This is a genomic window from Aeromonas oralensis (assembly GCF_049665575.1).
GTDB classification, from domain to species: domain Bacteria; phylum Pseudomonadota; class Gammaproteobacteria; order Enterobacterales; family Aeromonadaceae; genus Aeromonas; species Aeromonas hydrophila.
The window spans coordinates 3,004,310-3,027,977 of the sequence record NZ_CP187186.1 but is presented as its reverse complement, the minus strand read 5'-3'; the positions used below and the strand labels follow the sequence as shown (position 1 = coordinate 3,027,977).

Sequence of the window (23,668 nt, the reverse complement as noted above, 5' to 3'; positions counted from 1 at the left end):
ATGATGAAAGCCATATGGATGCTGGGGCTGCTGGCGTTGGGGGGCTGCAGCAGCACGCCCAATACCGCCAAGCCTGATGATCCCGAGTTTGCCCCCGTCTACGGGGAGTCGGAGCCGGTCTCGGTCAGGCCGACCGGTGCCATCTTCCAGCCCGATCAGGTCAACGGCATCTATTCGGACATCAAGGCGCACAAGGTGGGCGACATCATCACCATCGAGCTGGCCGAGTCCACTTCCGCCTCCAAGAAGGCCAATACCCAGAGCGGCAAGGATAATAAATTCACCATGAATCCGGCTGTGCTGGGCGGTGTACCGGTGACGGCTGGCCCCTATGATCTGTCGGCCTCCCTCAGCCAGAACGGTGCCTTCAAGGGGCAGGCCAAGGCGGATCAGAGCAACAGCCTGCAGGGCAACATCTCCGTCAGCGTGGCCAAGGTCCTGCCCAACGGCAACCTGCTGGTGCGCGGCGAGAAGTGGATCATGCTCAACAATGGCAACGAATATATCCGGATCACCGGCATGATCCGCCCCGAGGATGTGACCACTGACAACAGCGTTTCATCCCAGAAGGTGGCCAATGCGCGCATCCATTACGGTGGCACCGGCGATCTGGCCAACACCCAGGAACAGGGGTGGCTCACCAGCTTTTTCAATGGCCCCTGGTGGCCGCTCTAGGAGGTGTTATGAAGTCGCTCCGTCTTGTTGCCCTGTTTTGCTGCCTGTTGCCCCTGGGGATGGCCCATGCCTCCCGGATCAAGGACATCAGCTCGGTGGAAGGGGTACGTAGCAACCAGCTGATCGGCTACGGTCTGGTGGTCGGTCTGCCGGGCACGGGTGAGAAGAGCAACGCCTTCACCGAGCAGACCTTTCGCACCATGCTGAACAATTTCGGCATCAAGGTGCCGGACAACATCAAGCCGAAGATCAAGGACGTGGCGCCGGTGGCTATTCATGCGGATCTGCCGCCCTTTGCCAAGCCGGGCCAGACTATCGACGTGACGGTGTCAGCCATCGGCGAGGCCAAGAGCCTGCGCGGCGGCACTTTGCTGCAAAGCTTCCTCAAGGGGCTGGATGGTCGGGTCTATGCGGTGGCGCAGGGTAGCCTGGTGGTTGGCGGGCTGGGTGCCGAGGGGGCTGACGGCTCCAAGGTGGTGATCAATACCCCGACCGTGGGCCGCATCGCCAACGGTGCCACCGTGGAGCGGGAAGTCCCGAACTCCTTCAGCCAGGGGGATACCATCACCTTCAACCTTAACCGCCCCGATTTCACCACGGCGCGCCGGCTGGCTGACGTGGTCAACGACCTGGTTGGCCCCAATACGGCGCAGGCGCTCGATGCCACCTCGGTCAAGGTCTACGCACCGCGGGACCCGGGTCAGCGGGTCTCCTACCTCGCCACCATCGAGAACCTGGAGGTGGATCCGGCCAGCGAGGCAGCCAAGATTATCGTCAACTCCCGTACCGGCACCATCGTCATCGGCAGCCAGGTGCGGCTCAAGCCGGCGGCCATCAGCCATGGCGGCTTGACGGTCACCATCGCGGAAAATCAGCAGGTGTCCCAGCCCAACCCGCTCTCCGGCGGGCAGACGGCGGTTACCAACAACTCCACCATCAACGTGCAGCAGGAGCAGGGACGCATGTTCAAGCTGGATACCGGGGCTACCCTGGATGATCTGGTGCGGGCAGTGAATCAGGTCGGGGTGGCCCCTGGCGATCTGATGGCGATCCTGGAGGCGCTGCAACAAGCCGGCGCCATCGAAGGCCAGCTGGTCATACTGTAATAAAGCGGCAAGGGGTTGCCACGGGCGGCAATGAGGTAAGCAAAATGGCAGAGTTAGACACCAACAGCGGCGTGAATCTGGGCATGGTGCAGGATATCCAGAACCTGGATCGCCTGCGCCAGCTGAGTCAGAGCAAGGAGGGCAAGGCGGATGCGCTCATGGCGGCGTCTCGCCAGTTTGAGTCCATTTTTACCCAGACCCTGTTTCAAAGCATGCGCCAGGCCAACCAGGTATTGACCCAGGACAGCCCTTTCAACAGCAGCTACACCCAGTTCTACGAGGGGATGCTGGACGAACAGCGGGTCGCCGACATGTCGAGCAAGGGTGGCATCGGCCTGGCTGCCATGGTGGCCAAGCAGCTCTCGCCGGAGACCTTTACCCATCACGACGGGCGGGTGCTCAAGATGCCGCAGCGTACGGAGCGGGTCTATAAACCCTATCAACCCCCCACCTCGGCCGCCAACGATCTCATCTCAGCCTCAAAAGTTGGCAAAGATTTTGCTGACAAGGAGATGAGTGGCGATGTGCAGCCTTTGGCAACGGCTCACCGCAGTCGCCGCACCATACCGCCGATGGGGCCTGCGCAAGTGGTGCATGGCATTCGCAGCACCAAGGCGCTCGATGAAACGACACAGGTGTTTGACACCCCTGAAGAGTTTGTCAACCGGCTGATGCCGCTGGCCAAGAAGGCGGCCGACAAGCTGGGATTGAGCCCGGCAGTGCTGGTGGCCCAGGCGGCGCTGGAAAGCGGCTGGGGCAAGCGGGTGATCAAGAACGGGGAGGGGCAGGTGACCCACAACCTGTTTGGCATCAAGGCCGATCCGCGCTGGGAAGGACCCAAGACGGTGGTCAGCACCCTGGAATATGAGAAAGGAGTGGCATCGCGCCAGAAGGCGGCGTTTCGCTCCTACGAGTCGTTCGAGGAGAGCTTCAACGACTATGTCGATTTCCTGACTTCGGGTTCCCGCTACAAGGGGGCTCTGGCCAAGGTGGACAGTCCGGACCGTTATTTCGAAGCCTTGCAACAGGCTGGATATGCCACCGACCCGCACTACGCCAGGAAACTGAAACAGGTATTGCGCAGTGATGCCATTGCTGGCTACTCCGCGACCAACAATACAGAAATGGAGCTGTAAGTCATGGCAAGCGATCTGCTTGGAATTGGTACCTCGGGTGTGATGGCCCAGCAGCGACTGCTGCAGACCACCAGTAACAACATCGTCAACGTCAATAGCCAGGGCTATGTGCGTGAACGGACCCTGATCTATACCAATGCCAACGGACTCGGCACCGGCGACATGCTGACCGAACGGGTCATCAACGCCTATGCCCAGGGGGAGGTCAGGCGTGACACGTCCGCCTTCTATGCCTCGTCCACCCGTTATCAGCAGCTCGCCAACACCGACAGCCTGCTGGGAGACACCAGCAACAGCGTCGGCGCCGCCATCAGCTCCTATTTCGAGGGCTTCCATACCGCCAACGAAGCCCCCGCCGATATCTCCGGCCGCAAGACCACCCTGAGCCAGCTCAGCGGCATGGTAAACCGCTTTCATACCCTGTCAGCGCAACTGGACAAGCAGACCGACACCATCAACACCACCATCGGTGATGAGGCCAAGCGGGTGAACAGCCTGATCAACAGCATCAACGATCTGAATCAGGCCATCATTCGCACCCAGGGCACGCCGGAAGAGAACCTGATGCTGTTCGACCAGCGCGATGAGGCCATTCGCCAGCTCTCCGAGAAGATGGAGATCCGCACCGTGCCGCAGGACAACGGCAGCATGCTGGTCAACATGAGTACCGGCCACTCCCTGGTGCTCAATGGCAGCGTTGCCCAGTTCAGCGTGGTGCCGGGTAATCCCGATGCCCGTGAGCCCGAGTTGCAGCTGAATATGGGGTCCAACCAGAACATCCTGAACAACAAGGATATTGGTGGCGGTATTGGCGGCCTCTTCTCCGCCCGCAACGATCTGGAACCGTCCAAGCGCGAGCTGGGTCAATTGGCCGCCGCCATGGCCGATGCCATGAACCAGCAGAACCGGCTGGGGATGGATCTGGACAACGAGCTGGGGGGGATCTCTTCTCTCTTGGCTCGAGCGATGGTCTGGCCTACAGCCAGAACACCGGCAGTGGCGCCGCCAAGGTGAGCTTCGTGCCCGGCAAGGGCACGGAAGTGACCACCTTTGATTACGAAGTGCAGTTCAGCAGCGCCACCGGTTACGAGGTGTTCTCGGTGGACAAGGATGGCAACCGCACCTCGCTGACCACAGGTACCACGCCGCCCGCCACGGTACAGGTGGCCGGTCACGGCATCCAGATCGATCTCTCCGGCACCCCGGCGGCGGGGGATAAGATCCTGCTGCAACCGACCAAGCGGGCGGCAGCCGGCTTGGGTCAGCTGGCAACCCGGGCCGAAGATCTGGCGCTGGCATCGCCACTCAAGGCCGACAAAGGCAAGAACAACTTCGGTTCGGGAGAGATCAAGCTCAACGGCATCACCAATACCGGTACCGGCTCCGGTTTTGGCACCAACAGCCTGAATCCGGCCTCACCACAGGTGGTGAAGATAGACGGCAGCGGCAACTACCAGGTCTATGCGGCGGACGGTACCACGTTGATTGGGGTGGCTCCTGCTTCCAGCAAGGGGCAGAACCTGATGGGCTCTATTATCAACCCCTTCCCGGTGGGTACGCCTGTTTACAGTGATCCTAAACAGATGCCTGGTTACGAGTTCAGTATCACCGGCAAGGTGGAGGCCAAGGACAGCTTTACCCTCAGCTACAACACCGACGGCTTTGCCGACAACGCCAACGGGTTGGCTCTGGCGGATCTGCAGAACAAGGATCTGGTGCGCAAGAGCAGCAACGCCGGCACCAGCAACGACAAGATGACCTTCAACGAGGCTTACTCCAGCCTGGTGACCGGGGTGGGCAACACCGCCAGCCAGGCCAAGAGCCAGCTCAAGGCAGATGAAACGAAATTGACCCAGAGCAGGGGGATTTTCGAGAGTGTCTCCGGCGTCAGTCTGGAGGAAGAGGCGGCCAACCTGATCCGTTATCAGCAGTCCTATGCCGCTTCCGCCCAGATCGTCAGCACCGCCAAGACCATCTTCGATACCCTGTTGTCATCAGTGAGGTAAATCGATGCGTATTACCACCAACATGGTCTATGACCGCAATATCTCCTCGCTGAACGGCGCCAATGAGCGGCTGAGCACGGCGTATGAGCAGCTGATGACCGGCAACAAGTTCAAGACGGCGGGGGAAGATCCCTCCGGCATGAGCCAGAAGCTGGCGCTGACCAAGGAGATCGATCTCTTCAAGCAGTACGGGGTCAACGGCAGCCTGCTGGAAAACAGCCTGGGCCATGAGGAGACGGTGCTGACCGCCCTCAACACCGCCATGACCAGTGCCCAGACCCTGATCCAGAAGGCGAACGACTCGGCGGTGGGGTACGAGGATCGTCAGGCGATTGCCAGCGAGCTGGAGGGGCTGCAAAAGCAGATGTTCGACCTGATGAACAGCAAGAACTCCCAGGGCGAATACATTTTCGGCGGCAACCAGAGCAAGACCCAGCCCTTCACTCAGGATGCCAGCGGCAATTATGTCTTTCAGGGGGATACCGGCCAGCGCAACATTCAGGTGTCGCCGACGGTGCAGATTGCCGCCAACGATTCCGGCTTCAACCTGTTCGAGATAGTGCCAACCCGCAGAACCAGCAGCGCGGGGAGCGCCAATATTCAGGTCGGGGTGGCCGATCAGGGCCACTTTGACAGCTTCTACCGCAACAACTACGACCCTTCGCTCGCCAGCAACCAGTATACGGTGAACACCATCGCTGGCACGCCGGATACCTACGAGATCAGGGATGGCGGCGGTGCCTTGCTGCAAAGTGGCGACTATGTGGCAGGCAACAAGATCCCCTTCAACGGGCTGGAGCTGACCCTGTCACTGCCGGCGGGGGGATCGGCACAAAACTTCGTGCTGGATCCGCCCCAGAACAACAACATCCTCGATGGCATGTCCGACTTCATCACGGCGCTGCGGGATCCCAACATCACGCCGGATACCTTCCAGCTGAAGGTGGCAGATGCTACCGCCCACATGAAGAATGCCCGGCTGAACGTGGATCAGGGGCTGGGGGAGATTGGCGGCAGAATGAACGGGCTGGAGCAGGTGATGGGCTCGAACGAAGGGTTGAGCACCTTGAACCAGCAAGCGAGGGCCAAGGTCTCCGAAGCGGATCTCTATGAGGTGATTGCCACCCTGTCAAAAGAGGATGCGGCACTGAGCGCCACTCAGCTCTCCTTCAGCAAGATCAGCAAGCTGACCCTGTTCGACTACATTCGCTGACCGGTCACCCATCGCTCGCGGCCCTGATGACTGCGAGCGATGGCTACCCGCTTGGCGCCTGTTTTTCCGCTCGTTTATCCTCATTCAACTCCCCATGCCGGCCAATTGTAACAAGCTGTTGCCACAGGCTATTTAGCGCATTGCGACGGGTTGACTCCAATTGAGCATTCGATAATCATGCAGCCCGCACAACAGAGGGTTGTGCGCATATTTGCAGCATCTCGTTAGGCGAGGCTCCTGTATAAACACAGGCCACTGATCTCACGACGTCCAGAGACGCCCAAGATCAGGACAGTTTTCATCGGATTAAGGTGTAAACCCAAGTGGCTTCCGGCATGCCGGATACGTTATGCAGTGCTAAAGCTGGTACGTGGGGATGATGACACGCCGAACGGCGTCATTTCCTGCCTATTACTCGTCAATCAAATTGCTGTTTTCTTTCAGACGGCGACGGATCACCGTTCGCGCTCAGGCTTGCCTGAAATCACATGAGGTCATTTGTGATGAAGAAAACACAGACTCTACTCAATCGTCATCAACTGCTCGATCTGGCTGCCCTGCAGGGCTGGCTGGAGCACAACCTGGATCCGGTTCAGCGTGCCGATCAGCTGCTGACCCTGCGTCCGGAAGAGCTCAACTGCATCTTCGATACCCTGCCCACTGCCGAGGGGGCGGCACTGCTCAGTTCGCTCTCGGCAGACTGTGCCGGGCGCCTGCTGATGCGGCTGCATGCCAGCATCGTCAGCGTGTTGCAGGGGGCCATGCCCCGCCGCGACATGCTGGCCATTCTGCGCCGGCTGGGCAGCAGTGATCGTACCATGCTGCTTGCCCGCTTCCCGGAGCAGGTGCAGTCCACCTTCTACTCCCTGCTTGACTGGCCGACCGAATCGGTGGGCGCCAATATGCGCCACGAATTCCTGGCCATCGGCGATCAGGAGACGGTGGGCAGCGCCAAGCAGCTGATCCACGATGCCTGGGACAACGCCCAGCTGTTCCAGAACCTCTATGTGGTCAACAACGACCACCGTCTGCTTGGCAGCATCTCGCTCAAATCCCTGCTGATTGCCGACCCGCAACTGCCGGTGAGCGAGTTGATGGACCGGGAGACGGTGCGCATCAACGCCCGGGCGGATCAGGAACTGGCCGCCCGCCTGCTGATCGACCGTGACATCTCGACCCTGCCGGTCGAGGATCAGGGCAAGTTGGTGGGGATCTTCCACGTGGACGATGCCGCCGACATCCTGGAGCTCGAATCCACCGAGGATGCGGAGATGCAGGGTGGCTCCTCGCCGCTCGACACTCCCTATCTGCAGGCGACTCCCTGGCAACTGTGGCGCAAGCGGGTGGGCTGGCTGCTGATCCTGTTCGTGGCCGAAGCCTATACCGGTACCGTGCTGCGGGCGTTTGAAGAGCAGCTGGAAGCGGCCATCGCACTGGCCTTCTTCATTCCGCTCCTGATCGGCACCGGCGGCAACAGCGGTACCCAGATCACCACCACCATAGTGCGAGCCATGGCGGTCGGGGAGGTGAGCCTGCGCAACCTCGGCACCGTGCTGAAAAAGGAGATCTCCACCGGTCTGCTCATCTCGGCCGCCATCGCACTGGCCGCCTGGGTACGGGCCTGGAGCCTGGGGGTTGGCCCCCAGATCGGCATGGTCGTCACCCTGACCATCATCGCCATCGTACTGTGGAGCGCCACTGTCGCTTCTGTGATCCCCATGGTGCTGCGTCGTTTCCGCATCGACCCGGCCGTGGTATCCGCCCCCTTCATCGCCACTCTGGTGGATGGCACTGGTCTCATCATCTACTTCGAAATTGCCAAGCTGCTGTTGCCCGAGCTGCAGTAAGCCGCCGTCCCAAAAATAAAAAAGGCAGCCCGTGGGCTGCCTTTTTTATTTTGGTTTATTCAGTTTTGAAAATGTGTTTGCGAAATGAGTGAGTGGTACATTGAAGGGTAAGTTTCTGATGTAGGGCTAGCAGGGCTTGGCGCATAAGGTAGTCGTAGGGGCGTGCGCATCGGGTATTGCAATACAGCGCCTCCGATGCAGTGCATCGGAGGCGCTGTGCCATGAGAGGTTATCAGAGAATGTTCCCCCTATTTTAGGACTTGGTAGTGAGTATTAATCTTCAACATCAATGTTCCCCGACGTAGATGTCCTTGTGTAGATCGCGGATCTCGAGGAACTTGTCGAGGTTGGCCAGCATCAGTTCTACCAACTGGGGATCGAAGTGCTGACCTTTCTCCTCCTGGATCAGTGCCAGTACCTTGTCCAGCGGCCAGGCTTTCTTGTAGCAGCGATCCGAGCCGAGCGCATCAAATACGTCGGCCAGCGCCACCACCCGCCCTTCCAACGGAATGGCATCACCCTTGAGGCCACGGGGATAGCCGCTGCCATTCCACTTTTCATGGTGGTTACCAGCGATGGTCGCGCCAATCTGGAACAGCGCCAAATCGCTGCCGGAGAGCATGTCTTGCCCCAGCTGGGCGTGGGTTTTCATGATCTCCCACTCCTCGGGGGTCAACTTGCCCGGTTTGTGGAGGATGGCATCCGGGATGCCCACCTTGCCGATGTCGTGCAGCGGGGAGGCGCGCTTGATGAGTTCGCTCTGCTCCTCGCTCATGCCGAGCAGCTGGCAGAACAGCTCGGTGTAGAGGGCGACCCGTTTCACGTGCAGGCCGGACTCCTTGGAGCGGGTCTCCACCAGTTCGCCGATCCGATAGATGATCTCGCGCTGGTTGTCGGCAATGACCTCGTTGAGCCGGATGTTCTCCAGCGCCACTATGATGTTTTCGGTAAACAGGCTGAGCAGCCCCATGTCCATCTGGCTGAGCTGGCGAGTGGTCTCGATATGAAACAGCAGGTGATGACGGGGGTTCTGGCAGTAGAGCACCATCTGGTTGCCATCATAGACGTTGGCTCGATTAGCCATGGCCTGGCGCAGAATGGAGGGAGCGTCCGCCAGTCGCAGTGACGGGTGGCCCGGCAGCAGGGGTTCCAGAATTTGATCCCGCACTTCGTAGGCGAACTGCTTCACATCGTAGATTTGCGACTCTTCCAGACTGAGCAGGGCCCCGAGCTGTTCCTGAGCGCCTTCGACAAACTGGCGCAGCGCCCGTTTCTCGAAGATCCCCTTGGAGGCCTCGATGACTTTCTCCAGCCCCTGGCGATTGCTCTCCAGCGTACGGATGTCGCGGTATGAACGCAGGCTGGCCCGCAGCAGGGTGCGCAGCTTCTGGGAGGTGAGCTCGGTCTTGTCCTTGTAGTCATTGATGTCGTAGTTGGTGACCACGTCATCTTCCGGGGCCTGACCGGGTTGGCCGGTGCGCAGCACGATGCGCACCATCTTGTTTTGCAGATCCTCGCGCACGAATTTGACCACATCGAGGCCGGCGTGATCGACCTCCATGACTACGTCCAGCAGCAGCAGTGCTACGTCCGGGGTCTTGGCGAGCAACTCCCTGGCCTGTGCGGCTGAATAAGCATGCAAAAATTCAATGGGTCTGTTATCGAATTCAAATTTGCTCAGGGTGATCTTGGTGATGCGATGAACCTCGGGTTCATCGTCCACAATCATCACCTTCCATCCAGCCTGCTGGTCATCGAGAAGGGGCAGATCGTCATCGTCAATAATCAGGATTTGGTCATCCATCATGCAATCCTGTTTGGGATCCTGTGCTTACATTAACTGCTTCACTAAGGATAGGAAACTTATTGAGAAATAAAATTTGATCTGTGAAATCTCTTTGTCGTCATCCTGCTCCAGCCCCATAAAAAACGCCTCCACATGGGAGGCGTTTGACTATTAGCGTGTCTGTCAGGCGGCTCTGTGATAGGCCGATGGCTCGAACAGCGCCTTGTTGGCAACCAGGTCGATGGGATCAAAATCATCGACGTTGATGGTGCGCAGGCGACTCTCTTCGGCGCGGCGCAGCAGGTCCGCTTCGGTCTGGTTGAGTACTCCCTGCGCCAGGCCGATCTCTGCCACCTTGTCCAGTTGCATAAACGGACGCTTGATGCCGTCAGCCTTGCATACTTTCTCAAACAGCGGTTCGGCAGAGAGTACGTCGTCCAGCGCCTGCTCCAGTAGGCCGAAGGGGTTGCCCTCTTCGCGGGTGAGATACTGCCCCTGGGCCAGACGGCTGCGGGTTTCGCTCGGGGTCTGCAACAGGCGGGCGACCTGGCTGTCCAGCTTGTCGCTCGGGCGCTTCAGGTCGCGACCCAGCGGCAGCACGATGACGCGCAGGGCCAAGCCAATCCAGCGATTCGGGAAGTTGCGCAGCAACTCGTCGATGGCTTCCTGCGCCTTGAACAGGGCATCTTGCAGCGCCCAGTGCAGCAGCGGCAGGTCGGCGTGTTGACGACCCTCATCCTGATAGCGCTTGAGGGCGCTGGAGGCCAGATAGAGCTGGCTCAGCACGTCGCCAAGACGGGCGGAGACCCGCTCCTTGCGCTTGAGCTCGCCACCCAGGGTGCCCATCGCCATGTCTGACAGGAAGGCCAGGTTGGCAGAGAGGCGGGAGAGCTGCTGGTAGTAGCCCTTGGTCTGATCCTTGTAGGGCGCGGCGGCGAAGCGGGCACCGGTCAGCCCCAGCCAGAAGCTGCGCACCAGATTGCTGATGGCAAAGCCGACGTGGCTGAACATCGCCTTGTCGAAGTCCTTGAGGGCCTGTTCCTGATCCGGATGGCTGGCGGCCAGCATCTCCGGCAGCACGTATGGGTGGCAGCGGATGGCGCCCTGACCGTAGATGATCATGCTGCGGGTCAGGATGTTGGCCCCTTCCACCGTGACGGCGATGGGGGCACCCTGATAGCCGCGGGCCAGATAGTTGTTGGGGCCCATGCAGATCGCCTTGCCGCCGTGGATGTCCATGGCATCGATGATGCACTTCTGGGCGCGGTCGGTGAGGTGGTATTTGACGATGGCGGAGATGACCGAGGGTTTCTCGCCCAGGTCTATGCCGGTCACGGTCAGGTTGGCGGCGGCCCCCATGATGTAGGCGTTGCCACCGAGACGGGCCAGCGGCTCTTCAATCCCTTCCATCTTGCCGATGGGCAGCTTGAACTGGCGACGGATCCGGCTGTAGGCGCCGGTCGCCAAGGCCAGCATCTTGACACCGCCGGTGCTGTTGGAGGGCAGGGTGATGCCGCGTCCGACCGAGAGGCACTCCACCAGCATGCGCCAGCCCTGACCGGCCATGGCCGGGCCGCCGATGATGAAGTCGAGCGGGACGAACACGTCCTTGCCGCGGGTCGGGCCGTTCTGGAACGGTACGTTGAGCGGGAAGTGGCGGCGACCGATTTCGACTCCCTTGATGTGGGTCGGAATGAGGGCGCAGGTGATGCCGAGCTCTTCTTCGTCACCCAGCAGGTGATCCGGGTCGCGCAGTTTGAAGGCCAGACCGAGAACGGTGGCAATCGGGGCGAGGGTGATGTAGCGCTTGTTCCAGGTGAGGCGCATGCCGAGCACCTCTTCCCCTTCCCATTCCCCCTTGGCGATGATGCCGAAGTCGGGGATGGAGCCGGCGTCGGAACCCGCTTCCGGACTGGTGAGGGCGAAGCAGGGGATCTCCTTGCCGACCGCCAGACGGGGCAGGTAGTAATCCTTCTGCTCGTCGGTGCCATAGTGTTGCAGCAGCTCACCCGGGCCCAGCGAGTTGGGTACGCCGACGGTGGAGGCCAGCACGGCGCTGGCGCCACACAGCTTTTGCAGCACGCAGGATTGGGCATAGGCGGAGAATTCCAGCCCGCCATATTTCTTTTTGATGATCATGGCGAAGAACTTGTGGTCCTTCAGGTATTGCCACACTTCGGGAGAAAGGTCGGCCCGCTCGTGGGTCACTTCCCAGTCGTTGACCATGCGGCACACTTCTTCAACCGGACCATCCATAAACGCCTGCTCTTCGGCAGACAGCGTGCTGACCGGAATGGCGTGCAGCTTCTTCCAGTTCGGGTTGCCGGCAAACAGGTCTGCTTCCCACCAGGTGGTGCCCGCTTCAATGGCCTCTTTTTCGGTGCGGGACATCTCCGGCATGATGGATTTGTAGAGTTTGAACAGCGGTTTGGTCAGCTGGTTGCGACGAAAATCCACCAGGTTCAGGGGGATGGCGATCACGGCAAACAGCGCCCAGACCAGCAGGGGGACGTGGCCATAGAGGGTGCCGACAATCAGGGCTGCCGCCGTGGCAAGCGTGGAGGTGAACAGAGACGCCCGGCGATAAGCCATGGCGCCGATCACCAGGATCACTCCGAGCAGAGTGAGGGTCGTCGTCATTTTTCGCTCCTTGCATGAGTTGCCGAAGTTGGGTGAATATGGTTGAACTGATCCAGAGGTCTGACCTGTTGGATATGGTCCCTGTTGTAATTGATACGCACAAACTTATCAAGCTGTTTACAAGCTTGTTACCTTGGCTCTGTGATCGGCATAACGTCCTGCAGAGGGCTCTTGACGGGCAGGGGGCGACTCCGGGATTGGCTTGTGCGACAATGGCGCGGCCCATATTTTGGAAGAGACATCATGTACCAAGAACTGATCCGCAATGAATTGACCGAAGCTGCCAGCGTGCTCCAGGCGTTCCTGGCAGATGAGCAAAATCTCAAGGACATCGAAGCGGCCGCCAAGCTGCTCGCTGACTCCTTCAAGCAGGAAGGCAAGGTACTCTCCTGTGGCAACGGTGGCTCCCACTGCGACGCCATGCACTTTGCCGAAGAGCTGACCGGCCGTTATCGCGAGAACCGCCCCGGTTATGCCGGTATCGCCATCTCCGATCCCAGCCACCTCTCCTGTGTGTCCAACGACTTTGGCTATGACTATGTCTTCTCTCGCTACGTAGAGGCAGTCGGCCGTCGCGGTGACGTGCTGCTCGGCATCTCCACCAGCGGCAACTCCGGCAATATCCTGAAAGCCATCGAGGCTGCCCATGCCAAAGGCATGAAGGTGATTGCGCTGACCGGTAAAGATGGCGGCAAGATGGCCGGCCTGGCCGATGTCGAGATCCGGGTGCCGCACTTTGGTTACGCCGACCGCATTCAGGAAGTGCACATCAAGGTGATCCACATCCTGATCCAGCTGGTCGAAAAAGAGATGGCCAAGTAAGGCAGGGATCTCGAGCCGGGATAGTCGTGCCTTGTCTGGCCGTATCCCGGCGGGAGCTTGCGCAAGCGGCCGGTGTCAGCGCAGGCTGAGCCGGCCGATTGGCAATGAGATGGTCAAGTAAGCAAGGAGCCCGCAGCCTATGTGCGAACTGCTCGGCATGAGTGCCAATGTGCCGACCGATATCTGCTTCAGCTTCACCGGCCTGATGCTGCGCGGCGGCAAGACCGGGCCTCACAAGGATGGCTGGGGCATCACTTTTTACGAAGGGAAAGGCTTTCGTACCTTCAAGGATCCCGAGCCCAGCGCCCAGTCGCCGATTGCCAGGCTGGTGCAGGCGCTGCCCATCAAGAGCCGCGCCGTGGTCAGCCATATTCGGCAGGCCAACCGCGGCTGCGTCTCGCTGGAGAATACCCACCCCTTTACCCGCGAGCTGTGGGGTCGTTACTGGACTTTTGCCCACAATGGCCAGTTGACAGGTTACAAAGGGTTGGCCACTGGCCGCCATCGACCGGTGGGCGACACCGACAGCGAACATGCCTTCTGCTGGCTGCTCGATCGGCTGGAACAGAAATATCCCCGACGCCCTGCCAACTTCCCCGCCATGTTTCGCTACCTGGCGACCCTGTGCGACGAGCTGCGCGGCCTGGGAGTATTCAACATGTTGCTGTCGGATGGGGAATTCGTGATGACCTACTGCAGCAACAACCTCTACTGGTTGACCCGGCGAGCTCCGTTCGGGGAGGCCCGTCTGCTGGATGAAGATGTCGCCATCGACTTTCAGAGCGAGACGACACCGGACGATGTGGTGACCCTGATTGCGACTAGGCCGCTGACCGGTAATGAAAACTGGGTAAAAATGGCGCCGGGCGAGTTCAGTCTGTTTCGACTGGGCGAGCGGGTTGGTGCCAATCAGCTGTGATCCTCGGCTGATCCAGAGATAAAAAAATACCAGGGTAGAATCCTACCCTGGTTCTTCGCAGCAGCCATACAGGCAAAAGGGATGAGAGAGGTGTTGCTGAGTCGCATCATTCTCACGGCTGCCATTGTTATTTAATTGTTAATTTAATGCCATCATTTATGTTGCAACTCGGCCATCTATTGTCTGGTTAGGCGATCCTGATCACGCTTTTCTCATTCACGTCCCGTTTGAGTGCGATTTTCTGACGGCGATGAAACGTGACTGAGCCGTGCCGGGCATCTATAGTATGGTCTGTTTGAATACCATCAGGAGAATGACGAAATGGAGTGGCTGGATCAGAAGGTGTTGCGACAGCTGGCGGAAGACATCGGCCAGGAGATGATGCCGGTGGTGATCTCGGTCTTCATCGAAGAGGTGGGGGAACAGCTTGCCCAGCTGCGTCCGCTCTATGAACAACAGGACTGGCCCGCACTGGCCCGGCTTGCTCACAGCATGAAGTCCTCCTGCGGCAGCTATGGTGCCCAGCTCAGCTACCAGCAGGTGATGGCGCTGGAACAAGCCTGCAAACATGAAGACGGCGAGCAAGTCGCCCGTTTGCTGACCGAGCTGGAGCAATCCCTACCCCAGGTGCTCTCCCACCTCGCCAACTATCACTGAGCCCCTGCAGCCGGCGCATTGGCGCCGGACTTGCCATCCTCTACCCGCCCGTTAGCGTTGATTGACCAGTTGCTGGATAACCCTGTCCAGTGCCAGTTTCAATTTCAGGCGATCGTGCCGATGGGGGAGGGCGGCCTCACCCAGCTCGGCCAGGATCAATCGGCCAGCCAGCTCTGCCGGATATGCCCCCGCCGGGGCCAGAATGGCATCGACCCGCCCCGCTCCGACCCGTGATTCCAGCCAGCGCCATTGATTGTGCAGGCTGAGCTGGCTGGCAGGACCGTTTTCGGCGACCAGATTGCAGATGAACACCAGCATGGCATCGCTCTCGTTGATGGCCTGGGCCACCTCAGCCAGCAGCAGGGGGGGCATGATGGAGGTAAGAAAGCTGCCGGGGCCGAGGATGATCATGTCGGCTTGCGCCAATGCCTGCACCGCCTCGCGGGTGGCCGGTACCTCCGGGCTCAGGCTGAGGGAGAGCGGCGGGGTGTCGAGCTGATCGATGGAGACTTCCCCCAGGATCTGGTTGCCACAGGCCGTGTGGGCGCACAGGTCGGTGGGAAATTCAGACATGGGTAACAATTGTGACTCTATTTTCAGCATGTCGCTGATGAGCTTGATAGCATCAAGAGGGCGCACGCAGAGGTTGTCGAGCGCCAGCAGCATCAGATTGCCGAGGTTGTGGCCCGCCAGTTCGCCACGACCGGCGAACCGATATTCGAACAACAGGCTGCCGATACTGGGATCGGTCACCAGTTGATTAAGGCAGTTGCGCAGATCCCCCCAGGCGATACACTCCTGGCTTTTGCGCAACCGTCCGGTAGAGCCGCCATCATCGGTGGTGGTGACGATGCCGGTCAGGCGCGATCCCAGAAACGAGAGTGAAGAGAGCACGCGGCCCATGCCGTGGCCGCCACCGATGGCGACGACCCGGTCAAAATCATTGATGTTCTTCTGCCACATGCCGTTTTCCTGTGGTTGGGTTCAATTGAGCGTGATTCTAATCGATAAGACGGGATAATTGTTTGATTAAGGTATGATTTTTGCTTACCCCCAGCATCATGAACAACTAGGAGATGGTGTTGAACTTCCTGACGGCTCACTCTCTTGAAGAGACCTCCCTGCTGGCTGCCCGGCAGGTCTGTGAGCGGCTGCTCGCTCAATCACCTCATTCCCCTTCGCTGTTACTGGTCTATTTTACTCAGGCTCACGATGCCGAGGAACTGCGCCATCACTTCAAACAGCAGTTCCCGTCGTCTCGGATGATCGGTTGCAGCTCCTGTGGCGGGGTCATGACCCAGACCGGCCATCATGCCCGCCAGGGGATCGGTCTGGCAGTGGCGGCCATTTACGACGAGAAGGGGGCCTACGGCGTGGCGGGCCAGGCGGGGGATGCGGTGGATGTGCGCCAGCTGCTGCGCAGTGCCATCGCCGATGGGGGGCGCCCCGGCGAGCTGCCACAACTCATCTTGCTGCATGCAAGCCCGGGCCAGGAGGAGGCGATGCTGGAGAGCATCGAAGCCGAGCTGGGCACGACGGTCCCGGTCGTCGGGGGCTCCGCTGCCGACAACAGCGTCAGCGGTGACTGGCAGCTGTGCTGGGATGAGGGCAGTACCCGCGAAGGCGTCGCGCTGGCCGTGCTCTATCCCGATTGCCAGCTTGCGTTCCAGTTTCATTCCGGCTATGTCCCCACCGAATATCGCGGCACCATCACGGCCCTGTCGGGACGGGAGATCCTCACCATTGATCATGAGCCCGCGGCCGAGGTCTACGCTCGCTGGAGCGGACGGACAACCCCCTGGCCGGTTGGCCCCATCCTGCGGGAGACCACCCTGTCGCCGCTGGCCAGACAGGTTGGCACCCTGGATGACATGCCGTATTACAAGCTTTCCCATCCGGAGGCCGTGACAGAAGGTGGCGGATTGCGCCTCTTTACCGATACTCAGGTCGGGGAGCGGTTGCTGCTGATGTACAGCAGCCAGGAAGGCTTGCTGCAACGCAGTCTGAATGCAACCCGCATCGAACCCGAGTACGGCATGGCTACCGAGATGCAGCCGTTTGGCGCCCTTGTGATTTTTTGTGCTGGTTGTCGCTTGGCTCTTGGTGATAGCTTATGCCAATTTGTCGATCAATTTCATACCCGGCTGGGGGACATCCCCTTCATCACCCCGTTCACCTTCGGCGAGCAGGGCCGCCTGCCCCATGGTGAGCTGGCGCACGGCAACCTGATGGTCTCGAGCGTGATTTTCCTCGACAGCTGACATTGCGCTGGAAACAAGATGATAGGTAACACGGAACTGGAAGCCCTCGGCGACAAACTGCAGACCACCCTGGTGGAGCTGGTGCGTTGCCGGGAACGGGAGGCCAAATACCGCCAGGAGTCGCAAACCCTGTTGTGCGGGGTCGCGACGCTGGCCGATGCCCAGACGCTGGAGCAGGTGCTGGACAGCCTCATTCAGGTGCTCAAGCCCTTCATCGGCTTCGAACACGCGGATGTGGTGGCCTGGGAGGGAGAGGGCGGCATCACCCACCTCAGCACCCAGGATGGCGAAGTGGGGCGCAGCTGGCAGCTGACCCCGCTCTTCTCTCGTGCCATCGAGGGGGAGACCCTGGTCATCTATGATCCGACCCAGTTGCCGGAACTGGCGCCGCTGGCCGATGTGGCGGGCTGGGCCAGCGTCATGATGACGGGCTTGCGCGCTCCCGGTTTTTCCGGCGTGCTCATCTGCCGTCACGCCGTGATGGGGACCTTCGATCTCAAGAGCAAGGCGGCCATGCAGCGCTGCCGTCCGCTTATCTCCCAGGCGCTGGTCAACATCGCCTATCGAGCCCGTCTGCAAGAACAGGTCGAGCTGAAAACGCTGGCCCTGCAAGCGGGCGAACAGCGTTTTCGCAGCTTTGCCGGCATGGCGTCCGACTGGTTCTGGGAGACGGATACCGAGCACCGGCTGAGCTATGTATCGGCCCCCGGCCAGCAGGGGGATATGCTGGTGCATCAACCCGGCCAGAGCCTCTACGATTACGCTCATGACAGGCGTGACCCCGAATGGGGCAAGTATCGCCGGCTCATCGGTCTGCACCTGCCGGTGCGGGCGGTGCGGGCACAGGTCAGCCTGGCCAATGGGCCGCGCTGGATGGAGATCAACGCTGAGCCCTGTTTCGATTCGGCCGGCGTCTTCATCGGTTATCGCGGTACGGCACGGGATGTGGGCAACCAGATCCGCCGTGAGCAAGAGCTGGCCAGGGCGCGGGACGAAGCGGAAGCGGCCAACCGTGCCAAGTCGCAGTTTCTGGCCATGATGACCCACGAGATCCGCTCTCCCATGAATGCGGTGCTGGGCATGCTGGATCTGCTGCAACACGCCCAGCTCGAACCCCAGCAACAGACGCTGCTGGGCCATGCCACCCATGCCGCGCGTCTCTTGCAGACCATCATCGACGACGTGCTCGATTTCTCGAAGATTGAATCCCATACCCTGGAGTTTCACTGCGAAACGTTGCAGCCGGCCCAGCTTTGTCAGTCCCTCATCGAGCCGCTGCTGGCGCGGGCGGGCAGCAAGGGTATCGACCTGCGTTGGCGGGTGGATGACGCCGTACCCGCCCAGCTGCAGGGGGACCCGGTGCGCCTCTCCCAGGTGATCAGCAACCTGCTCGGCAATGCGGTGAAGTTCACCAGTCGTGGCAGCGTATTGCTGCAACTGAGCTGGCATGAGCAGCAGTTGAGGGTATCGGTGACCGACAGCGGGATCGGTATCTCGGCCGAGGATCAGGCGCTGCTGTTCGAACCCTTCTCTCAGGTCGACAGTTCGGCCACGCGCCGCTTCTCGGGCACCGGGCTGGGGCTGGCCATCAGCAAGCGGCTGGTGGAGTTGATGGGCGGCAGCATTCAGCTGCGCAGTGCCCCCGGTGAGGGGAGCTGCTTCTGGTTCGATTTGCCGGGTATGGCGCTGCCATGCGAATGCAGCAGCCGGCCCGAGCCGGATCAACAGCCCATTCAGGATCTGGATGTGCTGGTGGTGGAAGACAGTCCGGTCAATCAGCTGGTGGTATCGCTCATGCTGCAAAAGCTGGTGAGCCGGGTCAGAGTCGCGGCCAACGGGCTGGAGGCACTGGCCCAGGTGGCGGAACAACGGCCGGATCTCATCCTAATGGACATGCGGATGCCGCAGATGGATGGACTGGAGGCGACCCGGCGTCTGCGAGAACTGGGTTGTAGCGTGCCCATCGTGGCGCTGACGGCCAACGCCATGGCGGAAGACAGGGCTCGTTGCCTGGCCCAGGGAATGGATGATTTTCTGGCCAAACCGATAAGCCTGATGCGGCTGCGGGAGTGTCTGCAACGCCATTTTCAACCCGCAGCGCCGGATCGCAGCTAAAAAAAATGGTCAACCTGGGTGGTTGACCAATTCTTCAGCAAATACTGAAGAGAGCACGGGATAAATCGGGTTGTAAGATTCTATATGAAAAAGTCGTGCCAACTTTTCAGAACCAGTTTATGCGGCTTGCAGCGCGGTTATTGATTTCTATTGGGCGCTTCATTTGCAAAATGCGAAATTCTTGTTTTCATTATCGGAATATTCGCATTTTGCAATACACTTCTGACTCACTGTGCGATCAGTCGGCGCAAGAATTGACGGGCCGCTTCGCTATTTTGTTTGGCAATCAACATCTGCTTTTCATAGATCGGCATCGGCAGGATTTCGAGCCAGCGTTGGCAGAGCCAGGCCGCATCGTCAAACTGCTTGTCCGGGTAAAGTTCATCCAGTTCCGGATACTGTTCAAACACTTCCCGTAGCCGGGTCACCAGCGGCTTGTCGCTGAAGTCTGAATGGGTGCTCGGCCAGTTGGGCAGCGCTTCGACTCTGGCCCGGCGCAGACCCAGCTCGTCCGTTTCCATCTCGTGGATGCAGAAACGTTCCATGCCGAGTACAGTGACGCCGAGCAGGCCGTCATTCAGGGTATAAAAGTCGGTGACTTTGACCCGGGTGCCGACCGGCAGGATCCGCCCTGACTTGCCAGTTGTCGTCGCCTCTTCCATCACGATGCCGAAGCCCTGGTCATCGATGAATGACTCTTTGAGCATCTGCAGGTGGCGCGGTTCAAACAAACGCAGAGGAAGCTTGCCACCAGGCAGTATGTGGGAAGGCAAGGGGAACAGTGCCAAGGGTTGAAGTTTCATGTTCCATCCTCCATTGAGTAGTTGCTGAATAGGACAATGCAGCGACTGTGCCAGAGAATGAAAAAAGCCACCGGAAGGTGGCTTTTTGCTGGATGGAAGGGCGTTTAGTTGCGCTGCTCCAGGTACATGACAGCAGCTTCCACGCGGCTTTGCGCCTCGAGCTTCTTGAGCAGGCTCTTGACGTGTACCTTGACCGTGCCTTCGGAAATATGGAGCACGGAGGCGACCTGTTTGTTGGAGAGGCCCTTTGCAATTTCGCGCAGGATTTGCATTTCGCGACGCGTTAAGCTCTCCAGCTTCTGCTGCAGGTGATCCAGCTCGTAGATGTTCTCGAGGTAGGGACGCAGCGGCTCGCTCAGGATCTGTTTGCCGGTCATCACGTCCGCCAGCTGGGCCAGCAGCATCTCTGGCTCGGTATCCTTGAGCAGGTAGCCATCGGCGCCGGCCTTGAGCAGCGCCACCACGTCCTGACGGGCGTCGGACACGGTCAGGATCACCACCCGGGAGGTCACTTCCTCGGTGCGCAGCGCCTTGAGGGTGTCCAGACCGGAGAGGCCTTTCATGTTGAGGTCGAGCAGGATCAGATCCGGTTCGGACTCCTTGGCCATGGCGACGGCATCGGTACCATTGGAAGCTTCACCGACGACTTCGATGTTCTCCTCCAGGGCCAGCAGCTGCACAATCCCTTTGCGCATGAGGGGATGGTCATCCACGACCAGAACACTATATTTCATCTCGTCCATCAGGCATCTCTTGTTAGGCTGGTGGGAAAGGTCAGATGTACGCAGGTGCCTCTGGGCGGCCTTTCGCTGATGGTCAGCAGACCATGCAGCTTGCTGGCACGCTCGTTCATGATGCTCAGGCCATAGTGGTTGACCGCCGAGCTTGCGATCCCTATTCCGACACCATCATCTGAAATCTGAACCTGGATGTTACCATCGGCGAGGGTCTCACAGCTAACATCAATCACTTGCGCACTGGCATGTTTGATGGCATTGAGCACTGCCTCACGGATCAGCTGCAAGATGTGGATATGCTGACCGGCTTCGAGATCGGTATCGGCCAGACCGTAATGGAGCCTGATGTCGGCCTGGGTCTGCGGCTTGAGCTGCTCCAGCATCACCTTGATGGCTTCACCGAGATTGGCGTCGCCAATGCTGAGACGGAAGGTGCCGAGCAGCTCGCGCAACTGGGTATAGGCGCTGCCAAGCCCCTCGTCGATCTGCTGCATGGCGGCTTCGGCTTTGACCGTATCCCCCTTGGCGAAGGAGCGCTTGAGCAGGGTGGACTGGATTTTGAGATAGGAGAGGGCCTGGGCCAGCGAGTCGTGCAGCTCGCGGGCGATGACGGCCCGCTCTTCCATCAGCAGCAGGCGCTGCTGTTGCAGCAGGGTCTGATCCTTGTGCAGCACCTGGGCCAGCAGCATGGAGAAGTTCTTCATCAGCCGCTCGTCGATGGGGTGGCTGCTGATGACGTCGAGCCGGCCATACTCCTGCTCGTCCATCTGCAGATAGAAGCTGACCACGGCATCCAGATCGCCGGGCCAGCCCTTGCGGCCGGTGATGTAGTCCGGCATGGCATTGTGCTCGAAGCGGGTCAGCCGGATGTAGTCGATGTGCTGGTGGGCTGCCGCCCGCTCCAGCAGCTTGAGCAGGGTACGCCGGCTCAGCGGCGCCGCGTGCAGCTTCTGGGCGGTACTGTAGAGGAAAGAGAGGGTGTCGTTGGCCTGCTGCAGCTTGGCGGTCTTCTCTTCGACCTTGCTCTCTAGCTCCCGGTAGAGCTTGCCGAGTTCGTCGGCCATGGTGACGAAAGCCCCCGACAGCTCCCCCAGCTCGTTTTCGCAGTGGGGGGGCAGGGTCAGGTCGAACTCCTGGCGCTGGATCTGGCGGGCGCAATAGACCAGCTGGTTGAGCGGAGCCACCACCTGCTGGCGGGTAAAGCGCACCGTGAACCAGGCAATGGTGATGATGGAGAGCAGCCCTAGCCCTTCGGCCAGGGCCAGCATGCGCACCTTGAATTCCACGTGGTACTGCATCTGGTTGACGAAGTCGTCGATGGCCGCGACGAACTGCTCGGTGTTGTCGGTGTAGCGCTGCGGGGTGGCGTTCTCGATGTGCTCGCGCATCACCTGCCACTGTTGCAGCACCTCGCCATAGGTGCGGCGCAGGGAGGCGGGGGTGATCCAGCGCTGGGTCTCCTGCAGCTCGGCGGCATGCAGGGTATGCTCGAACTGATCGAGCCGGCTCAGCACCTGCTGGCCCTGTTCAATCTCGTAGGCCATCCGGTAGGCCTGCATCCGCAGGGAACCGGAGAGGTTGATTGCCTTGGCATCGGGCACCGAATAAAACAGGGTCACCATGGCCACCACGGCGATCAGGCTTGCCATGAACAGGATGAGCACCATGGAGCGCCCGATGGCGCTGCTGACAGAATGTACCTTGAACCACTTTCCCATGCCGGCTCTCTTCCTTCACTTCAGACAATAACCCCACAAAGTAGCATGGGAGTGTACTCCAACTTGTGCTAGCATCGAAAAACTAGATGAACTCCGAGCGGTTTTGCCTAAGTCCTCATGATAGGGGGAAACCGCCGTCAGCCGATGTTCGAGCTGTAAGGGTCAGGAAAGAAATGCCCTGGCCTCCCGTATTTGGAAAGGTGTTTATGTCCCCACTGCAAGATGGTTTTTCCCGTCGTTTCTACTATTTGCGCCTGTCGATCACCGATGTGTGCAATTTTCGCTGTACCTACTGTTTGCCGGATGGCTATCGGCCACCGGCCGGTGACAAGGCGGGGCGTCAGCCCTTTCTCTCTCTGGAAGAGATCGGCCGCGTCGTCTCCGGGTTTGCCGCCATGGGCACCCGCAAGGTGCGCCTGACCGGCGGGGAGCCCTCCCTGCGCCGGGACTTCACCGCCATCATAGAGACGGTGGCCAATACCCCCGGCATCGAGAAGGTGGCCATGACCACCAATGGTTATCGTTTGAAAGAGCGGGCCAGGGAGTGGTTCGATGCGGGTTTGACTGCCCTCAATGTCAGCGTCGACAGCCTAGATCCGCGCCAGTTTCATCAGATCACCGGTGAGAACAAGCTGGCGGAGGTGATGGATGGCATCGAAGCGGCGCTGGCCGCCGGCTTCAAGTCGGTCAAGATCAATGCCGTGCTGCTCAAGGGACTCAACGATCATCAGCTGGATGCGTTTTTGGCCTGGATCCGGCACAAGCCCATCGAACTGCGCTTCATCGAGCTGATGCAGACCGGCGAGATGGACACCCTGTTTCGGGATCATCACGCCAGCGGGGCGCTCATCAAGCAGCGTCTGCTCGATGCCGGTTGGCTGCAGCAGCTGCGCGGTGCCGACGATGGCCCCGCCCAGGTGTTCATGCACCCGGAGTCGATGGGCGGGGTAGGGCTCATCATGCCCTACAGCAAGGATTTCTGTGCCGGTTGCAACCGGCTGCGGGTCTCTTCCCTCGGCAAGCTGCACCTCTGTCTGTTCGGCGACCATGGAGTGGAGCTGCGGGATCTGTTGACGGCCGATGGCCAGCAGGATGAATTGCAGCAGCGGATCCGCAGCGCCCTTGCCGGCAAGGCGGCGACCCATCGACTGCACGAAGGCAATGCCGGCATGACCCCGCATCTGGCCTCCATCGGCGGCTGATCCACGGCAGCCGACAAAAATAGCC

General features: G+C 60.0%; 17 protein-coding genes, 1 pseudogene and 2 riboswitches. Of the genes and pseudogenes, 12 read left to right on the top strand and 6 right to left on the bottom strand.

Going from position 1 to position 23,668, the window contains the following annotated elements; translation table 11 throughout:
• Positions 1–3 precede the first annotated feature (3 nt).
• From flgH to mgtE, 6 genes and pseudogenes are all read left to right on the top strand, one after another.
• Positions 4–675, top strand: coding sequence for a flagellar basal body L-ring protein FlgH (gene flgH, locus ACPDZI_RS14040; protein ID WP_011706638.1), 672 nt, complete (start codon positions 4–6; stop codon positions 673–675).
• An 8-nt stretch (positions 676–683) separates the two neighbouring features.
• A complete protein-coding gene (locus ACPDZI_RS14035; RefSeq protein ID WP_011706637.1) occupies positions 684–1,781 on the top strand; it encodes a flagellar basal body P-ring protein FlgI in 1,098 nt (365 codons plus the stop codon).
• A 44-nt stretch (positions 1,782–1,825) separates the two neighbouring features.
• Positions 1,826–2,917, top strand: a complete 1,092-nt coding sequence (gene flgJ, locus ACPDZI_RS14030) for a flagellar assembly peptidoglycan hydrolase FlgJ (protein ID WP_438833331.1) — start codon at positions 1,826–1,828, stop codon at positions 2,915–2,917.
• A 3-nt stretch (positions 2,918–2,920) separates the two neighbouring features.
• Positions 2,921–4,923, top strand: a pseudogene (locus ACPDZI_RS14025) (FlgK family flagellar hook-associated protein).
• A gap of 4 nt (positions 4,924–4,927) precedes the next feature.
• A complete protein-coding gene (gene flgL / locus ACPDZI_RS14020) occupies positions 4,928–6,136 on the top strand; it encodes a flagellar hook-associated protein FlgL (protein WP_438833330.1) in 1,209 nt (402 codons plus the stop codon).
• A gap of 213 nt (positions 6,137–6,349) precedes the next feature.
• A riboswitch (M-box (ykoK) riboswitch) is annotated at positions 6,350–6,519 on the top strand.
• Positions 6,520–6,639: 120 nt separating this feature from the next.
• Complete coding sequence (gene mgtE / locus ACPDZI_RS14015) at positions 6,640–7,983, top strand: magnesium transporter (protein ID WP_043167491.1); 1,344 nt, start codon at positions 6,640–6,642, stop codon at positions 7,981–7,983.
• 286 nt (positions 7,984–8,269) lie between these two features.
• Here mgtE and ACPDZI_RS14010 read toward each other — a convergent pair whose 3' ends face one another.
• Together ACPDZI_RS14010 and fadE are read right to left on the bottom strand one after the other, a co-directional pair.
• Entirely contained in the window at positions 8,270–9,787 is a 1,518-nt protein-coding gene (locus tag ACPDZI_RS14010) for an HD domain-containing phosphohydrolase (RefSeq protein ID WP_336989047.1), read from the bottom strand.
• 165 nt (positions 9,788–9,952) lie between these two features.
• Positions 9,953–12,409: an acyl-CoA dehydrogenase FadE gene (gene fadE / locus ACPDZI_RS14005; protein WP_438833329.1), complete on the bottom strand. Its 2,457-nt coding sequence runs from the start codon at positions 12,407–12,409 to the stop codon at positions 9,953–9,955.
• A 243-nt stretch (positions 12,410–12,652) separates the two neighbouring features.
• Here fadE and lpcA point away from each other — a divergent pair, with 243 nt between their 5' ends.
• The 3 genes from lpcA to ACPDZI_RS13990 all read left to right on the top strand — a co-directional run bounded on the left by lpcA (position 12,653) and on the right by ACPDZI_RS13990 (position 14,807).
• The gene (gene lpcA, locus ACPDZI_RS14000) at positions 12,653–13,231 is read left to right on the top strand and encodes a D-sedoheptulose 7-phosphate isomerase (protein ID WP_011705469.1); all 579 of its coding nucleotides are present in this window, start codon (positions 12,653–12,655) and stop codon (positions 13,229–13,231) included.
• A 139-nt stretch (positions 13,232–13,370) separates the two neighbouring features.
• Positions 13,371–14,150 (top strand): class II glutamine amidotransferase, encoded by a 780-nt coding sequence (locus ACPDZI_RS13995; protein WP_146061384.1) that lies wholly within the window; start codon positions 13,371–13,373, stop codon positions 14,148–14,150.
• A gap of 321 nt (positions 14,151–14,471) precedes the next feature.
• Complete coding sequence (locus ACPDZI_RS13990; RefSeq protein WP_168965731.1) at positions 14,472–14,807, top strand: Hpt domain-containing protein; 336 nt, start codon at positions 14,472–14,474, stop codon at positions 14,805–14,807.
• Positions 14,808–14,858: 51 nt separating this feature from the next.
• Here ACPDZI_RS13990 and ACPDZI_RS13985 read toward each other — a convergent pair whose 3' ends face one another.
• The gene (locus ACPDZI_RS13985; RefSeq protein ID WP_224480230.1) at positions 14,859–15,770 is read right to left on the bottom strand and encodes a gluconeogenesis factor YvcK family protein; all 912 of its coding nucleotides are present in this window, start codon (positions 15,768–15,770) and stop codon (positions 14,859–14,861) included.
• A 113-nt stretch (positions 15,771–15,883) separates the two neighbouring features.
• Between ACPDZI_RS13985 and ACPDZI_RS13980 the strand changes: the two genes are divergently transcribed.
• A complete protein-coding gene (locus ACPDZI_RS13980) occupies positions 15,884–17,068 on the top strand; it encodes an FIST signal transduction protein (RefSeq protein WP_168965729.1) in 1,185 nt (394 codons plus the stop codon).
• Positions 17,069–17,086: 18 nt separating this feature from the next.
• On the top strand, positions 17,087–19,183 hold the full coding sequence (locus ACPDZI_RS13975) for an ATP-binding protein (RefSeq protein WP_438833328.1): 2,097 nt from the start codon (positions 17,087–17,089) through the stop codon (positions 19,181–19,183).
• A 227-nt stretch (positions 19,184–19,410) separates the two neighbouring features.
• Here the strand turns inward: ACPDZI_RS13975 and ACPDZI_RS13970 are convergent, their stop codons facing one another.
• The 3 genes from ACPDZI_RS13970 to narQ form a co-directional block, all read right to left on the bottom strand.
• The gene (locus ACPDZI_RS13970) at positions 19,411–19,986 is read right to left on the bottom strand and encodes an LON peptidase substrate-binding domain-containing protein (protein ID WP_011705475.1); all 576 of its coding nucleotides are present in this window, start codon (positions 19,984–19,986) and stop codon (positions 19,411–19,413) included.
• Positions 19,987–20,090: 104 nt separating this feature from the next.
• Entirely contained in the window at positions 20,091–20,729 is a 639-nt protein-coding gene (narL, locus tag ACPDZI_RS13965; protein ID WP_011705476.1) for a two-component system response regulator NarL, read from the bottom strand.
• A complete protein-coding gene (narQ, locus tag ACPDZI_RS13960; RefSeq protein ID WP_168965725.1) occupies positions 20,729–22,441 on the bottom strand; it encodes a nitrate/nitrite two-component system sensor histidine kinase NarQ in 1,713 nt (570 codons plus the stop codon). Before narQ ends, narL begins: the two co-directional genes overlap by 1 nt.
• 79 nt (positions 22,442–22,520) lie before the next feature.
• A riboswitch (molybdenum cofactor riboswitch) is annotated at positions 22,521–22,660 on the top strand.
• Here narQ and moaA point away from each other — a divergent pair.
• Positions 22,648–23,643 (top strand): GTP 3',8-cyclase MoaA, encoded by a 996-nt coding sequence (moaA, locus tag ACPDZI_RS13955; RefSeq protein WP_168965723.1) that lies wholly within the window; start codon positions 22,648–22,650, stop codon positions 23,641–23,643. (Overlaps the previous riboswitch by 13 nt.)
• The last annotated feature ends 25 nt before the right edge of the window (positions 23,644–23,668 follow it).

What these genes read in the sequence shown, in the direction of transcription:
- flgH (WP_011706638.1), top strand. Translation starts at nt 4, where the DNA reads ATGAAAGCCATATGGATGCTGGGGCTGCTGGCGTTGGGGGGCTGCAGC.
- ACPDZI_RS14035 (WP_011706637.1), top strand. Translation starts at nt 684, where the DNA reads ATGAAGTCGCTCCGTCTTGTTGCCCTGTTTTGCTGCCTGTTGCCCCTG.
- flgJ (WP_438833331.1), top strand. Translation starts at nt 1,826, where the DNA reads ATGGCAGAGTTAGACACCAACAGCGGCGTGAATCTGGGCATGGTGCAG.
- flgL (WP_438833330.1), top strand. Translation starts at nt 4,928, where the DNA reads ATGCGTATTACCACCAACATGGTCTATGACCGCAATATCTCCTCGCTG.
- mgtE (WP_043167491.1), top strand. Translation starts at nt 6,640, where the DNA reads ATGAAGAAAACACAGACTCTACTCAATCGTCATCAACTGCTCGATCTG.
- ACPDZI_RS14010 (WP_336989047.1), bottom strand. Translation starts at nt 9,787, where the DNA reads ATGGATGACCAAATCCTGATTATTGACGATGACGATCTGCCCCTTCTC.
- fadE (WP_438833329.1), bottom strand. Translation starts at nt 12,409, where the DNA reads ATGACGACGACCCTCACTCTGCTCGGAGTGATCCTGGTGATCGGCGCC.
- lpcA (WP_011705469.1), top strand. Translation starts at nt 12,653, where the DNA reads ATGTACCAAGAACTGATCCGCAATGAATTGACCGAAGCTGCCAGCGTG.
- ACPDZI_RS13995 (WP_146061384.1), top strand. Translation starts at nt 13,371, where the DNA reads ATGTGCGAACTGCTCGGCATGAGTGCCAATGTGCCGACCGATATCTGC.
- ACPDZI_RS13990 (WP_168965731.1), top strand. Translation starts at nt 14,472, where the DNA reads ATGGAGTGGCTGGATCAGAAGGTGTTGCGACAGCTGGCGGAAGACATC.
- ACPDZI_RS13985 (WP_224480230.1), bottom strand. Translation starts at nt 15,770, where the DNA reads ATGTGGCAGAAGAACATCAATGATTTTGACCGGGTCGTCGCCATCGGT.
- ACPDZI_RS13980 (WP_168965729.1), top strand. Translation starts at nt 15,884, where the DNA reads ATGGTGTTGAACTTCCTGACGGCTCACTCTCTTGAAGAGACCTCCCTG.
- ACPDZI_RS13975 (WP_438833328.1), top strand. Translation starts at nt 17,087, where the DNA reads ATGATAGGTAACACGGAACTGGAAGCCCTCGGCGACAAACTGCAGACC.
- ACPDZI_RS13970 (WP_011705475.1), bottom strand. Translation starts at nt 19,986, where the DNA reads ATGAAACTTCAACCCTTGGCACTGTTCCCCTTGCCTTCCCACATACTG.
- narL (WP_011705476.1), bottom strand. Translation starts at nt 20,729, where the DNA reads ATGGACGAGATGAAATATAGTGTTCTGGTCGTGGATGACCATCCCCTC.
- narQ (WP_168965725.1), bottom strand. Translation starts at nt 22,441, where the DNA reads ATGGGAAAGTGGTTCAAGGTACATTCTGTCAGCAGCGCCATCGGGCGC.
- moaA (WP_168965723.1), top strand. Translation starts at nt 22,648, where the DNA reads ATGTCCCCACTGCAAGATGGTTTTTCCCGTCGTTTCTACTATTTGCGC.